Below are 14,670 nucleotides of genomic sequence, written 5' to 3' on the forward strand. Positions count from 1 at the left end.
ATCATTTCACCTCGCGGGAGAGCAGCGCCCACCAGGCATCCAGGGTCGGGTTTTTCGCCAGCATCACGAAGTCGATATCGCCATGCACTTTGCGCCAGCGCGCCGCCAGAGCCATCATGCGTACCGAATCCAGACCGTAGTCGATCAGGTTTTCGTCATCCATTGGCTCGTCGGACTCATCCAGCAGCGGCAGGATCAGTTCCCGCAGTGCGTCTTTCGAGGCAGGAATGGACGGCAGCAGCTCGTCGGTGGTCACCACGCGCCCGGAACGACCGGCCACGTACTTGAGCGACATCAGGTGCTCGTCGCGGGTGAAATCCGCCAGCGCGTCGGCAACAAAGAACGGCTGAATGTCGCGCATAAAGGCGTCGGTGGCGGTGGTCATGCAGCCGATATGGGCGTACACGCCGGTGATGATCAGCTGGTCGCGCCCGGTCTCTTTCAGCATCTGCTCCAGCGGCGAGCGGTGAAATGCGCTGTAGCGCCACTTCACCAGCACGGTGTCGGCCTCATCGGGCGTCAGTTGTGCGACAATGCGCTGCTGCTCCGGCGAGCGGGTCAGGCCCGGCCCCCACATGTCGTTCAGCAGGGCGCGATCTTCATCGCTCTGCTCTTTCGGCTGGGCGGTGTAGTAAACCGGAATGCCCTGCTGCTTGCAGTAGTCGCGCAGGCGGGCGATGTTCGCCACCACCTGCGCCATCATCGGGCAGTTATCGCCCCAGAAGTTGAGGAAATACTCCTGCATATCGTGGATCAGCAACGCCGCGCGGGAAGGCTCCAGCGTCCAGCTCACTTTGTTGGTCGGCAGATCTGCCGCGCCTGGCAGCGCGTAACCGGTTAATTTTGGAATTGCCATCGTCTTGCTCCTCAGCCCTGCGCCCGTTCGGCCAGCCACAGGCGTAATTGTTTTTTATCGACTTTGCCTACCGGCGTCAGGGGCAGTGCCTCCAGGCACTCCACGCGATCCGGCAGCTTGAATTCAGCCACGCCCTGCTCGCGCAGGAAGCGGCGCACCTCGACCGCGCGCAGGGGCTTTTTCACCACCAGATACACGCAGCTCTTCTCGCCCAGCAGGCTATCCTCCATGCTGACCAGCGCGGCGTGGATCACCGATTCGTGGCGCAACAGCAGGTTTTCCACCTCTTCGGCGGCAATCTTCTCCCCGCCACGGTTGATCTGATCTTTCTCGCGCCCCTGCACGGTGATGTAGCCCTGCTCGTCAATGGCGATCAGATCCCCAGAGCAGTAAAAGCCGTTCTCATCGAAGGCGCTGGCGTTGTGCTCCGGGCTGTTGAAATAGCCGCGGAAAGTGTAGGGCCCGCGGGTCATCAGACGCCCCACCTCGCCGCGCGGCAGCGGATTGCCGTGCTCATCGGCCACCCACACTTCATCATCCGGGCACATCGGGCGACCCTGGGTATTGATGATGCGCTCCGGCGAATCGTCCAGCGCGGTGTAGTTCACCAGCCCTTCGGCCATGCCAAACACCTGCTGGAGCTGGCAGCCAATCTCGGCCGGAATGCGGGTCGCAAGCGTTGCGGAAAGCCGCGCCCCGCCAACCTGCAATAGCTCCAGCGACGCCAGCTGGGCGTTACCCGCCCCTTCGCTGATGGTCTGCAGCCACAGGCTGACCGCAGGCGGCACCAGCGAGGTGACGGTAACCTGATGCTTTTCGATCAGTGGGAAGCAGAGCGTGGCGCTCGGATCGTGAGCCAGCACCACGCAGCCTCCGGCCATAAAGATCCCGAGCGTGCCCGGGGAGCTCATGGCGAAGTTATGCGCCGCAGGGAGCGCGTTCAGGTAGCGGGTTTGCGCGGTGATACCGCAGATCTCGTTGCTGCGACGGATGCTGTAGTAGTAGTCGTTGTGGGTGCGCGGGATCAGCTTCGGCGTGCCGGTGCTGCCGCCGGAAAGCTGGAAGAAGGCCACTTCGTCCGCCGGGGTCGGGGTGGCGATAAAGTTCTCCGCCGGGCGGTCAATGGCCGCCTCCAGGGCGTGTTCCCCCTCATCACCGCGCAGCCAGACCAGGCGCACGGAGCGGTGCTGATCGACAAAGGTGTTCAGGAAATCGTCGCCGGCAAACAGCGCATGTTCGCGGTCGGCAATCAGCAGCGCAGGTTTGATCTGCAAAGCGTAGGCGTTCAGCTCGCTGCGCTGATGGCTGAACAGCGCATTTACCGGGGCCACGCCCACCTGCAACAGCGCGAAAAAGGTGATGTAGAACTCGGCGACGTTGCCCAGCTGCACCAGCGCGGTTTCGCCACGCTTGATCCCTTTCGCCTGCAGCGCAGACGCGAGGTTATTGACGGCGTGCCGGAACTGGCTATAGGTGATGCGGCGTTCGCCGTCGATAAGCGCCAGCGCCTCGCTGTCGCCGTGACGGGTCAGAATGTCCGTCAGGGGCAGATCCTGCCAGTAACCTTTTTCACGATAGCGGCGGGCAAAATCATCGGGCCAGCGGGTAAAGGGAAGGGTCATGTTTAATCCTTAGTGCAAGCCAAAAACGTTGAGCATGGTGGTCAGTTTCACACCGGTTTCGCGCCATTCGGCCACCGGCGAAGAGGCCGGAACAATCCCGGCACCGGCAAACAGGCGCACGCTGTTAGCCTGAATGCGCGCGCAGCGGATGGTGACCACCCACTCGCCGTTGCCTTCGCTGTCGCACCAGCCGACGATGCCGCCGAACAGTTCGCGGTCGAACGGCTCCAGCTCGGCAATCAGCTCTTTCGCGGCCTGGTGCGGGAAGCCGCTCAGGGCCGGGGTCGGGTGCAGCAGGCAGGCCAGGGTCAGGGCGTTTTCGTGCTCGCGCGCCTCGCCTTCCACCGGGGTAGCCAGGTGCCACAGGGTCGGCGTGGTGACCAGCTGCGGAGACGCCGGCATGGTCAGCTGATGGCTGCGCGGAGCCAGCACCGCTTTCATCGCCTGGGTGACCAGGTCGTGTTCGTGGCGATCTTTTTCCGAGGCCAGCAGCTTGTTGCCCGCCTCGCGATCGAGAATGTCATCCGGCTGACGACGCGCGGAACCGGCCAGCGGCAGGGAGCTAAAGTGCGCTCCCTCTTTACGCAGCAGCAGTTCCGGGCTCGCCCCCAGCAGCACCCCGCCGTCCTCCAGCGGGACGTGGAAGTTAAAGCTGGCCGGGTTCTGGGCGATCAGTTTTTCCAGCAGCGCGCTGCTGTCGATGTTCTCCGCCGTCGCAATGTCGATAAGCCGGGAGAGCACCACTTTGTTGACGCGCGGGGTGGCGGTCAGCGCCGCGGCGCGGGCCACCATATCCTCAAAGGCTAACTGCGCCGGGATCTCGGTGCGGGATTTCACCGTCAGCGGCGTCGACCGGGCGGCATAGCGGGCAGACTGCTGGCGCGCCGGGCGGGCAAAATTTTGCCACTGCTGGGGGATAAACAGCGACGACGGCTGACGAGTATCGAACGGGATGGCCCCGACCATCACCGGGTTAGCAATCCCGGCAGCTTTGGCATCGGCAAAGGCCTGCGCCAGCTGCTGCTGAAACGCGCTCGCCGGATCGTCGCCGTTGACGGCAGGGGTAGTGAAACGGGCAAAACAGCCAGACGTGGTGAAACTGCGATAAGGCGACATAAAAAAGAAGCTGTCTTTTTGCAGCCGGGTCGCGGTGTGCTGAACATCCTCAGCCAGTGACGTATCCATATCATCCTCCTGAAATGATAAAAGCAGTAAGAATTATTATCATTTATATTTTCGCTGGCTAACCTAATCCCAGAGCGCGATGGTGTCAACCGCAGAGCGCGCAACTTGTGCGACTATCGCTTGCATCCCTGCGCCTCATTCATGAAAATGAGAAGCATTAACTTCAACAAAAACAGGATGCCCCTTAGTGAAACTGCCCGCCGCATGCCGTAACACCCTGCTTTTAATCAGCCTTTTACTTTCAGGATTAACCTCAGCCGTCGCCGCCGACTGGCCGCGTCAGGTCACTGACAGCCGTGGAACGCACACTCTGGAGAGCAAACCGACGCGCATTGTCTCTACCAGCGTGACCCTCACCGGCTCCCTGCTGGCGATTGACGCCCCGGTGGTCGCCAGCGGTGCTACCACGCCAAACAACCGCGTCGCGGACGATCGGGGCTTTTTGCGCCAGTGGGGCGATATCGCGAAACAGCGTAAGCTGGCGCGGCTCTATATCGGCGAGCCGAGCGCAGAAGCCGTTGCCGCCCAGATGCCGGATCTGATCCTGATCAGCGCCACCGGGGGCGATTCTGCCGTCGCGCTGTACGATCAGCTCTCCGCCATCGCCCCGACGCTTATCATCAATTACGACGACAAAAGCTGGCAGGCGCTGCTGACCCAGCTCGGCACCATTACCGGCCAGGAGAAGCAGGCTGCAACCCGAATTGCCGAGTTCGATAAGCAGCTCGCCCGAGTGAAGCAGCAGATGAAGCTGCCGCCGCAGCCGGTCAACGCCATCGTCTACACCGCCGCCGCCCACAGCGCCAACCTGTGGACCGCCGAATCGGCGCAGGGCAAGCTGCTGCAACAGCTGGGCTTCTCCCTTGCCACCCTGCCCGCCGGGCTGAACCCGTCCCAGAGCCAGGGCAAGCGCCACGACATCGTGCAGTTAGGGGGGGAAAACCTGGCCGCCGGGCTGAACGGCGAAGGGCTGTTCCTGTTTGCCGGCGACCAAAAGGACGTGGATGCGATTTACGCCAACCCGCTGCTGGCCCATCTGCCAGCGGTGCAAAACAAGCGCGTCTGGGCGCTGGGCACGGAGACTTTCCGTCTGGATTATTTCAGTGCGACGCGGGTGTTAGAACGTTTAGAGACGTTGTTTAAGTAATTGTGCCTGTTGATGCCCGGCGGCGCTGCGCTTGCACGGGCCTACGATTCGAATGGTGCGGGGTTTGTACCGTGCGGCCTGATGCCCGGTGGCGCTGCGCTTACCGGGCCTACGGTCCGGGCGGTTGTGGGTTTTGTAGGCCGGGTAAGGCGCAGCCGCCACCCGGCACATTCCACCGCGTTAAACCGTGGCAACTTCCTGCCGGAACCGGCGTAACTCCGCCAGCACCACCAGCAACATCACTCCCACTAACGCCAGCACAAATCCGCTGCTGCTCGCCGAGGCCACCGGGGTCATTATCGCCCCCAGGCCACCCAGGATCGCCGCACCAATGGCATCGCCGGTGACGTTCTGCGCCGTCCACAGGCCGTTGATGCGCCCGAGCATCGCTTCCGGGGTCTGGGTCTGGATCAGGGTGTACTGCAACAGCGAACTGACCGCGCTCAGCCAGCCGAACAGCGCCAGACAGACCACGCCCAGCGCCCAGACCGGCATCAGGCTAAAGAAGCCAATGGCGATAAACGAGGCCAGGGTCGCCAGCAGCATAATCAGCCCCGGACGCGCGCTCTGCGCCAGATTGCCGCTGGTAAGCGCACCAAAGGCCGCGCCCAGTGGGATGGCGGCATACAGCAGACCGATCTGCGACACGCTCATCTGCCACTCCAGCGCCAGCGCCGGATAGAGCACCCGCACCGCGCTCGCCATCGTCAGCAGGCCGCCCATCAGGGCGATGCCGCCGATCAGCGGATTGCTGAACAGAAAACGGATCGCCGCCAGCAGGGATTTCAGCGGATGTTCCCGCGGCTGCGGCGGAGGCGGCAGTAAAGGCAGACGCAGCAGGGTTAAGGTGGTAATAAAGGTGCCCGCCGCCGCCAGACCGTAGTTCCAGGCCACATTCCCGGTGCCGAGCAGCAGCCCGCCGACCATCGGCGAGATCACCGATCCCAGACGCACGGTGAGCATCGTAATCGCCCCCGCCTGCATCAGATTCTCGCGCCCCACCAGCGCTGGCGTCGCCGCCAGCAGCGCCGTTACCCCAAGGGAGGCAAAAAAGCCGTCCCACAGGCCGAGGGCGTAAATGGCGATCAACGACGGCTCCGGCAGCATGGCGTTCAGACACAGGCCGACAAATCCCACCCCGCAGGTGCCGCGGGCCAGCAGGATCAGCTTCTTACGCTCGTAGCGATCCGCCAGCACCCCGCCCACCATCAGGCCGATAAACATCGCCCCGCCGGTCAGGGTGACGGAGAGCCCCACCAGCCAGCTGGAGTGGGTCATCATCTGGATTTGGACCGGTACGGCCACGCCGAGCAGGCCAAGGGATAAAATGGAGATAAAACGGGCAATAAAAACAGCACGAAACGCCGGATGGGTCTTCAGCAGGCTCAGATTGAGCAGCCAGGATTGTCGGGTCATTACAAAGCCTTAATGGTTTCTTTTGTACCAATTCCATGGCCGCACATGCTAACATAGCTAAATAAGATAGATAACGATAATTACTATCATTATCAAATCATGGATGTAGCTATGTCGTACTCCCTTTCCGCGTCACGCGCCGTTGCCGTGCCCGGCTTACTGTTACTGCTCACGCTGGCGATCGCCCTCAGTCTGTTGGTGGGTGCCAAACCGCTGCCGTTTTCGGTGGTAGTCGATGCCTTCTCCGCCACCTGTCAAAGCGCCGACTGCACTATCGTGCGGGATGCCCGCCTGCCGCGTACCCTCGCCGGGCTGCTGGCCGGTGCCGCCCTCGGTCTCGCCGGGGCGTTAATGCAAACCCTGACCCGCAATCCGCTGGCCGATCCCGGCATTCTCGGCGTCAACGCCGGGGCGAGCTTCGCCATCGTGCTGGGCGCGGCGCTGTTTGGTTTTTCCTCCCCCGGCGAACAGCTGGTGATGGCCCTGTGCGGCGCCTTTGCCGCCTCCCTGCTGGTGGCCTTTACCGGCAGCCAGGGCGGGGGCCAGCTCAGCCCGGTGCGTCTGACGCTCGCGGGCGTGGCGCTGGGCGCGGTGCTGGACGGCCTCTCCAACGGCATCGCCCTGCTCAACCCGGACGTCTACGATCAGTTGCGCTTCTGGCAGGCGGGCTCGCTGGATATCCGTACTCTGCAAACCCTGCAGGTGGTGAGCGTGCCGGTGCTGATTGCCGCCGCCGTGGCGCTGCTGTTAAGCCGGGCGCTGAACAGCCTGAGCCTCGGCAGCGACACGGCCACCGCCCTGGGCAGTCGCGTGGCGCGCACCCAGCTGCTGGGGTTGCTGACCATCACCGTATTGTGCGGGAGCGCCACGGCGGTGGTGGGTCCCATCGCCTTTATCGGACTGATGATGCCCCACATGGCGCGCTGGCTGGTGGGGGCCGATCACCGCTGGTCCCTGCCGGTCACGCTGCTCGCCACCCCTGCCCTGCTGCTGTTTGCCGATATTCTCGGGCGTCTGCTGGTGCCCGGTGAGCTGCGCGTCTCGGTGGTCAGCGCCTTTATCGGCGCGCCGGTGCTGATCTTCCTGGTTCGCCGCCAGCGCGGAGGTGCCCTGTGATGGCCCCGTCCCGACGTTTAGTTATCAGTTGCCTGCTGCTGGTGCTGGTCAGCCTCGGCGTGGCGATATTCAGCCTTAAGAGCGGGGCGGTGATGCTTGACTTCACTCAGGTGCTCAATGCCCTGACCGGCAGTGCCCCGCGCAATATCACCATGGTGGTCAACGAATGGCGACTGCCGCGAGTGACGATGGCGCTGCTGGTGGGCGCGGCGCTTGGGATCAGCGGCGCGATTTTCCAGTCGCTGATGCGCAACCCCCTCGGCAGCCCGGACGTGATGGGCTTTAACACCGGGGCCTGGAGCGGCGTGCTGGTGGCGATGGTGCTGTTTGGTCAGCATCTGACGGCCATTACCCTGGCGGCGATGGCGGGCGGCATTCTGACCTCGCTTGTCGTCTGGGCGCTGGCCTGGCGCGACGGCATTGAGACCTTCCGCCTGATCATCATCGGTATCGGCATGCGCGCCATGCTGATGGCGTTTAACACCTGGCTTCTGCTGCAGGCCTCGCTGGAGACCTCGCTCTCGGCCGGGCTGTGGTTCGCCGGGTCGCTCAACGGCCTGACGTGGGCCAAAACCCTGCCCGCCGCCCCGCTGATCGTGCTGATGTTTATCTGCGCCCTGCTGCTGGTGAAGCGCATGCGCCTGCTGGAGATGGGCGACGACAGCGCCTGTGCGCTGGGGGTCAGCGTCGAGCGTTCGCGGCTGATGCTGATGCTGGTGGCGGTGGTATTAACCGCCGCGGCCACCGCCATCGCCGGGCCGATCTCCTTTATTGCCCTTGTCGCGCCGCACATCGCCCGCCGTCTGAGCGGCACCGCCCGCTGGGGGTTAACCCAGTCGGCGCTGTGCGGGTCGCTGCTGCTGCTGGCGGCGGATCTCTGCGCCCAGCAGCTGTTTATGCCGTATCAACTTCCGGTGGGCGTGGTGACCGTCAGTCTTGGCGGGATCTACCTTATCGTCTTGCTTGTTCAGGAGTCCCGCAAGAAATGACAGAGACTGCAACCCGCTTGCGCGGCGAAAATCTGACCCTCGGCTACGGTAAAAAAACCGTGGCTGAGAATTTGCAGGTGGCGATCCCCGATGGCCACTTCACCGCCATTATCGGCCCCAACGGCTGCGGAAAGTCGACGCTGTTACGCACCCTGAGCCGCCTGATGACGCCGCTGCACGGTAACGTGTTTCTCGACGGGGAGCAGATCCAGCGCTTTGCCAGCAAAGAGGTGGCGCGCCGGGTCGGGCTGCTGGCGCAAAACGCCACCACCCCGGGGGATATCACCGTCCAGGAGCTGGTGGCGCGCGGGCGCTATCCGCACCAGCCGCTGTTTACCCGCTGGCGCAAAGAGGATGAGGCGGCGGTCACCAAAGCGATGCAGGCGACCGGTATTACCGACCTGGCGGCGCAAAGTGTCGACACCCTCTCCGGCGGACAGCGCCAGCGGGCGTGGATTGCGATGGTGCTGGCCCAGGAGACGTCGATCATGCTGCTGGATGAGCCGACCACCTGGCTGGATATCAGCCATCAGATTGACCTGCTGGAACTGCTGAGCGATCTGAACCGCACGCAGGGCTTTACCCTGGCGGCAGTGCTGCATGACCTGAACCAGGCCTGCCGCTATGCTACGCATTTGATCGCCCTGCGCGACGGCAAGATTGTGGCGGAAGGCGCGCCGAAAGAGATTGTTAGCCCCGAGCTGATCGAGCGGATCTACGGTATGCGCTGCATGATTATTGACGATCCGGTAGCAGGTACGCCGCTGGTAGTGCCGCTGGGGAAACGTGCGGTCTGATCCCCTCACCCCGGCCCTCTCCCCAAAGGGGCGAGGGTGAAAAGACGGCTCCGTGCGATCCGTCCCCAAAGGAGCGAGGGTGAAAAGACGGCTCCGTGTGATCCCCTCTCCCCTATGGGGAGAGGGTTAGGGTGAGGGGAAACTACCCCAGAATCTCCTTCAGCACCGGTCCTATCTGCTCAAACGCCTGCGGGGAGATGATGTCCACGTGGGCGCAGTCCTGAGCATACACCTCCAGCTCTCCCACCCAGGTTGCCCAGGCTTTATGCGGATCCATGGTTCGCGTGCGTTCGGCGACGAACAGCGTCGCTTTGCCGTAAAACGATGAACTGTGCGCCGTGGTCAGCAGGCGCACCGCATCGCTGTAGTTACCCTCGATGGCGCTGAACAGCTCCCCGGACGCCTGACCCTGCTGGGCGGCGAGAAACGCCTGCCGCTCACGCTCGATCTCCGCTAATACTTCCGGATCCAGACCGTTAGCCTCTTTCTCGGACCAGTTTTGCGTCTCCGGCGGCCAGGTATCGAGCAGGCCGAGGAACGCCACGGCCTCTCCCTGTGCCCGCAGACGCGCGGCAATCCCCTGCGCCAGCGTGCCGCCCAGGGAATAGCCGAACAGATAGTAAGGCCCGTGCGGCTGTTGCGCGCGGAGCGTCGCCAGATGTTGCTCGATCACCTCGTCCAGGGTGGCGCAGTCCTGCATCGGCCCCGGTCGCGGCGACTGGATACCCGTGATCGACCAGCGCGGGCTCAGGTAGCGGGCCAGCACGCTGAACTGCCAGGCAAAGCCGGAGGCAGGATGGAAGCAGAACAGCGTCGGGCCGTGGCTTTCGCGCAGAGGCAAGATGGTCTCGTAACCCAGACGCTGCGCCTGCTCGTCGCTCATCTCTGAGCTCAGCAGAGCGCTCAGCTTGCCCACCGTCGAGGCCACCATCACCTGGCCGGGCGTTACCTGACGGGCAAAGTGGCGGCTGAGGGTGGCAGCAAGACGCATCGCCAGCAGCGAGTGGCCGCCGAGGGCAAAGAAATCCGCCTCGGTGTCGTTGATCTCACACCCCAGCAGGGCCGAGAACGCGGCGGCAATGGTCCATTCGGCATCGGTTTCCGGAGCGCGCCCCTGGGCTTTAACCGTCAGTTCCGGCAGCGGCAGCGCCTTGCGATCCAGCTTGCCGTTGGCGCTGAGCGGCAGCGCGCTCAGCTGCAAAATCACCACCGGCACCATATGCGGCGGCAGCTGGCTTTTCAGGGCCGCCAGCAGCGCATCGCGATCCAGCGGCAGGCCCGACTCAGAAACCACATAGCCCACCAGCTGACGGGCATCGCCGCCGGTAGCCGCCGCCTGGTTGATGACGCAGGCGTGAGTCACCGCCTGGGCCACGTCCGGCAGGGTCAGCATCGCCCGGTCGATTTCTCCGAGCTCAATGCGCTGGCCGCGAATTTTCAGCTGATCGTCGCTGCGGCCTAAATATTCCACCGCACCGTTGTCAAGCCAGCGGGCGACGTCCCCGGTGCGGTACATGCGCTCGCCAGGGACAAAGGGATCGGCGATAAAGCGGCTGGCGGTCAGATCCGGACGGCCCAGATAGCCCTGCGCCAGCTGGATGCCAGTGAGGTAGAGATCTCCCGCCACGCCGAACGGCACCGGGCGCATCATCGCATCCAGAATACGCAGGCCGGTGTTCCATACCGGGAAACCAATCGGCACGCTGTTGCCCGTAACCGCCGCCAGTTCCGGGCCATAGGCCGGATACCAGCTGACGTCCACCGCCGCTTCGGTCGGGCCATACAGGTTATGCAGCGGGGCGTGGGTAAGCTGCTCCCACTCCCGGCACAGCTCGGTCGGCAGGGCTTCGCCGCTGCAGAACACCTGTTTCAGGCTGGCGCAGCAGGCGACGTTTTCCGGGGTCAGCGAGGCGACAAAAGCCGCCAGCATCGACGGCACAAAGTGGGTGGTGGTGACGCCGTATCTGGCGAAGAAATCCTGCATCGCCAGCGGATCGCGGTGCGCCTCCGGCTCGGCCATCACCAGCTTCGCCCCGGCGATAAACGGCCACCAGAACTCCCATACCGAGACGTCAAAGCTGCACGGCGTTTTTTGTGCCACCACGTCTTCGGCGGTTAACGGGTAGTGGTTTTGCATCCACAGCAGGCGGTTGACGATGGCGGTCTGGCCGACCATCACCCCTTTCGGCCGCCCTGTCGAGCCGGAGGTGAAGATGATATAGGCGGTCTGTTCCGGCCTGCTCAGGTGCAGAGGTTCAAAGTCCGCAACAGGTAATAGTGTGTTGTAACTAAAAATCGTTACTGGCAGATGGTCAAAGCGCGGGCGCTGGTCGTCGGTGGTGATCAGCAATGACGGCTTCGCGTCCTCGATCATCATCTGCAGGCGATCGTCGGGATAACCGGTATCCAGCGGCAGCCACGCGGCCCCCGCTTCGACGATGGCGTGCAGGGCCAGGGTCAGGAACACCGAGCGCGGCAGTGCCACCGCCACGCTGTCGCCGGGCTTCACTCCACGCTCGCGAAGCTGGTTTGCCAGGGCCACCACCTGCTCGCGCATCTGGCGGTAGGTGAGCTCCACCTGCGCATCGGCCAGCGCCGGGGCGTCCGGGGTTTTCGCCGCCTGCTCCGCCACCAGCGCGCTCAGGGTGGTGAGCGGCAGCGGAACCGCCGTCTGGTTGATGTTCTGCAGCAGGCGGTATTCGTCGTCTGATACGGTTTCGGCCTCGCCGCAGCGCAGATCGCTGTTGGCGGCAAACTGCGCCAGCAGGCCATGCAGGCGCTCGACGTGGCGCACCAGGGTGGCCTCATCGTAACGCTGCTTGTTGGCGAGGATCTCAATGCTCAACCCGCCCTGCTCGTCCGGGAACAGCGCCATCTCCAGGTCGTTCACCGGACCGGTGGCGAGAGTGTTCGTCACCGCCTGCACGCCGTCGAGTTCCAGCTGATAATCGAAGACCTTGACGTTAAACACTGGACCAAACAGCGCCTCGTCGCTGGCGGCACGCCCGCTGTCGCGGACGATCTGCTCGGCGTCGTAACGCTGATGGCGACGCATCTTTTTCATCTGTCCGGCCAGGCGCTGGGCCAGCTCCGGCAGCGTCTCCAGCGGGTTGATGTTCACCGCCAGCGGCAGCACGTTCAGCACCGGGCCGGTGGCGGTGAGCGCCGCGGAGCCCATCCGGCGCATAAAGATAAACCCGGCGGCGTAGTTCATGCGCCCGGTCAGGCGGGCGAGCCAGAGGGCTACCAGCGCGAGCGCAAGGTCGGTGCGCTGGCTCTGGCTGGCGTTTGCCAGCTGGCTGAAGGCGTGACGATCGGCGGTCAGCTTCAGGCGCAGAATGTCGGTCGTGGCGGCGCGCCCCGGCAGCGGCGCGCTGGAGAGCGAGACCGGCGGCGGGAGCTGTTTGCGCTGCTCCGCCCAGAACGCGCCGTCGCGCGCATAGGCCTCGCTGTCGCGATAGCGCTGGTACTCCTCCACCACTTCCGCAAACGGCGTAAAGGGTGAATCCGGCGTGGCATCGCCTTTCAGCCAGGCACGATAAATGGCGGCGATCTGGCGGGTAATGGCCGGGAAGCTGAAGCCATCCACCACTAAATGGTGATAGCGCTGATACCAGTACCAGCGGTTGTCCGCCACCTGAATCAGCAGATGGAAGGCCAACGGCTGGCCGCTGTCGACGCGCAGGTTCTGGTTGAGATCGGCGTGCATAACCGCCAGGGCTGCCGCGTGCGGATCGCCGTCGGCGCGCAGGTCGAGAATGTGCGGTTCCGGCAGGATGAGGCTGTCGTCCACCCATTGCCCAATCTCGCCGTTATCTTCGCTAAAGCGGGTACGCAGGGTGTCGGCCTGCATCATCCCGGCCACCACCGCTTTCGCCAGCAGGGGGGCATCAACCGGGCCGGTCAGTTCTACGTAGTGGGCCACGCTCCAGGCGTTGGGCAGGTCGGAAAGCTGTTCCGCCATCCAGATCCCCGGCTGGGCGGCCACGAGAGGATGTTGTGCGCTCATGATTTCACCTGTGCAAAATGGGCCGGGATCAGGGTTTGCCAGTGGGCGGCAAGCCACTGCTGACAGGCTTCCTGCGACTGCGGCTCACAGGCCACGCGCCAGCCTTCGGGCAAGGCGCACTGCTGCGGCCACAGGCTGTACTGCTGTTGGGCGTTTTGCACAATAGTGAACAGACCCTGCGGATCGTCGAAGGGGTTACTGAATTCCATACCAGACTCCGTTATTGAATAAGCGGCTGCCAGAGAGTCATCAGCCCCTGCGTCAGCCCTCCCCGCCAGCAAAGTGCATCATGTCCGCCGTCCACCGGACGCCAGAAAACCGGCTGCTGTGTCTGCTGTAGCCCGGCATAAAGCGCCTCACAGGCGCGAAAAATCAGCGGTTCACGTCGCCCCGCCTCAAGGACAATGCGCAGTCCCTGCGCTGAAAGTTGTTGGTTTTTAAGTTGTTCGATAATCACCCCGTCCTGCTGACCACCGCGATGCGGCCACCAGAAGGATCCCGACTGGCTGAGCACGCAGCCAAAGCGCGCCGGCCAGTGCAGCCCGGCATACAGGGCGGAGAGGCCGCCGAAGCTCTGCCCGGCGACAACGGTGCGATCGGCCCGCTCGCTGAACGGGGCCAGCGCCTGCACCTGCGGCAGGAGCTCATCCTGAACGGCGAGCCAGAAATCGGGATTACAGGGCAGTTCGCGGGTGCGATGGGCGGTATCGATGACGTCAATAAGTACGTAGACCGCAGGCGGCAGCTGGCCATCAAGGGTGAGCGCCGTGAGCGCAGGCCACACCGGCATGCTCTCGGCCCAGAACTGGCCGTCGAGCAGCACCGCCAGCGGGCGTTCGTGCGGGGTCTGTTCGCCGGTGGTGAAGATCCACACCCGGCGGGTGTTGCCGAGTTTTGCGCTCTGCCAGGTAATGCACTGAGCAGGTTGATACGGCGTATCGGGGCGATCCCAGCCGGGCTGGAGCGGTGCTTCGGGCATTTCGAGCGCCGAGACCGGGTGGCCGCGGCCGCCGCGCCAGTGCTGTGGGTTGCGCGGATCGGCGATGGCCTTTGGCAGCAGTTTGCGCCAGCCTTCGCGCAGGGCCATGCGGTCCGGCGGGTCGGTGGCAAACACCGCATCAGCAAAGTCGTCATCATGTTCAGAGGGGATAAAACAGTAGCTGCCGCGCCAGTTGGGGCTGAACTCGCCCTGCCATTGCCAGACGTCGGTGCCACTGATGCGCACCAGCGTCTGCGGGCGGGCGTTGTGGTGGTGATCGGTCACGCCGGTAATGTAGAGCCACACCCTTTTCAGCGGCGAGGCCTGCTCCGTGCCGTTCGGGTCGCGCCAGTAAAACGTCACCCGATAATGGTCCCCTTCCCGCACCCCTTCGGGCCCCTGTTTCGACTGCCACCAGGCATCACTTCCCGTCTCCAGCGTCGTCACCGATTTAACCCCATGAACTGTTCTGTTTTTTTGATTAAAGATAAACAATATCGATAATATTATTGATAACTATTTTCATTTGCAATAGCGTATGGGCGCGCTGTGGG

General features: G+C 63.6%; 11 protein-coding genes. 4 read left to right on the top strand and 7 right to left on the bottom strand.

Features of this window, described 5'->3' with window-relative positions; translation table 11 throughout:
- Position 1: 1 nt before the first annotated feature.
- Genes FFB58_RS08675 through entC form a run of 3 tightly spaced genes read right to left on the bottom strand, consistent with a single transcriptional unit; the run spans position 2 to position 3,663 of the window.
- Entirely contained in the window at positions 2–856 is an 855-nt protein-coding gene (locus FFB58_RS08675; RefSeq protein WP_039031403.1) for an isochorismatase, read from the bottom strand.
- A gap of 11 nt (positions 857–867) precedes the next feature.
- Positions 868–2,478 carry a (2,3-dihydroxybenzoyl)adenylate synthase EntE gene (gene entE, locus FFB58_RS08680; protein ID WP_138369620.1) on the bottom strand — a complete coding sequence of 537 codons (1,611 nt, stop codon included), beginning with the start codon at positions 2,476–2,478 and terminating at the stop codon, positions 868–870.
- A 9-nt stretch (positions 2,479–2,487) separates the two neighbouring features.
- Positions 2,488–3,663, bottom strand: a complete 1,176-nt coding sequence (gene entC / locus FFB58_RS08685; RefSeq protein WP_039031405.1) for an isochorismate synthase EntC — start codon at positions 3,661–3,663, stop codon at positions 2,488–2,490.
- Between the two features lie 187 nt (positions 3,664–3,850).
- On the opposite strand from entC, the gene fepB reads away from it, so the two are divergent.
- Positions 3,851–4,810, top strand: a complete 960-nt coding sequence (fepB, locus tag FFB58_RS08690; protein ID WP_138369621.1) for a Fe2+-enterobactin ABC transporter substrate-binding protein — start codon at positions 3,851–3,853, stop codon at positions 4,808–4,810.
- A gap of 180 nt (positions 4,811–4,990) precedes the next feature.
- Here the strand turns inward: fepB and entS are convergent, their stop codons facing one another.
- Positions 4,991–6,226, bottom strand: coding sequence for an enterobactin transporter EntS (entS, locus tag FFB58_RS08695; RefSeq protein ID WP_138369622.1), 1,236 nt, complete (start codon positions 6,224–6,226; stop codon positions 4,991–4,993).
- A gap of 111 nt (positions 6,227–6,337) precedes the next feature.
- On the opposite strand from entS, the gene fepD reads away from it, so the two are divergent.
- From fepD to fepC, 3 genes are read left to right on the top strand one after another with little or no spacing between them, the layout of a single operon-like run.
- On the top strand, positions 6,338–7,342 hold the full coding sequence (gene fepD, locus FFB58_RS08700) for a Fe(3+)-siderophore ABC transporter permease (protein ID WP_138369623.1): 1,005 nt from the start codon (positions 6,338–6,340) through the stop codon (positions 7,340–7,342).
- Positions 7,342–8,331: an iron-enterobactin ABC transporter permease gene (gene fepG / locus FFB58_RS08705; protein ID WP_138369624.1), complete on the top strand. Its 990-nt coding sequence runs from the start codon at positions 7,342–7,344 to the stop codon at positions 8,329–8,331. The genes fepD and fepG overlap by 1 nt, the downstream gene beginning before the upstream one ends.
- Positions 8,328–9,128, top strand: coding sequence for an iron-enterobactin ABC transporter ATP-binding protein (gene fepC, locus FFB58_RS08710; RefSeq protein WP_138369625.1), 801 nt, complete (start codon positions 8,328–8,330; stop codon positions 9,126–9,128). Before fepG ends, fepC begins: the two co-directional genes overlap by 4 nt.
- Before the next feature lie 142 nt (positions 9,129–9,270).
- Here fepC and entF read toward each other — a convergent pair whose 3' ends face one another.
- Genes entF through fes form a run of 3 tightly spaced genes read right to left on the bottom strand, consistent with a single transcriptional unit; the run spans position 9,271 to position 14,563 of the window.
- Positions 9,271–13,137, bottom strand: coding sequence for an enterobactin non-ribosomal peptide synthetase EntF (gene entF, locus FFB58_RS08715; protein ID WP_138369626.1), 3,867 nt, complete (start codon positions 13,135–13,137; stop codon positions 9,271–9,273).
- Positions 13,134–13,346, bottom strand: a complete 213-nt coding sequence (locus FFB58_RS08720) for an MbtH family NRPS accessory protein (protein ID WP_138369627.1) — start codon at positions 13,344–13,346, stop codon at positions 13,134–13,136. The genes entF and FFB58_RS08720 overlap by 4 nt, the downstream gene beginning before the upstream one ends.
- Before the next feature lie 11 nt (positions 13,347–13,357).
- Positions 13,358–14,563: an enterochelin esterase gene (gene fes, locus FFB58_RS08725; protein WP_138369628.1), complete on the bottom strand. Its 1,206-nt coding sequence runs from the start codon at positions 14,561–14,563 to the stop codon at positions 13,358–13,360.
- Positions 14,564–14,670: the final 107 nt, after the last annotated feature.

It is taken from the genome of Enterobacter sp. MF024, from assembly GCF_005843915.1.
Lineage (GTDB): Bacteria > Pseudomonadota > Gammaproteobacteria > Enterobacterales > Enterobacteriaceae > Enterobacter > Enterobacter barmai.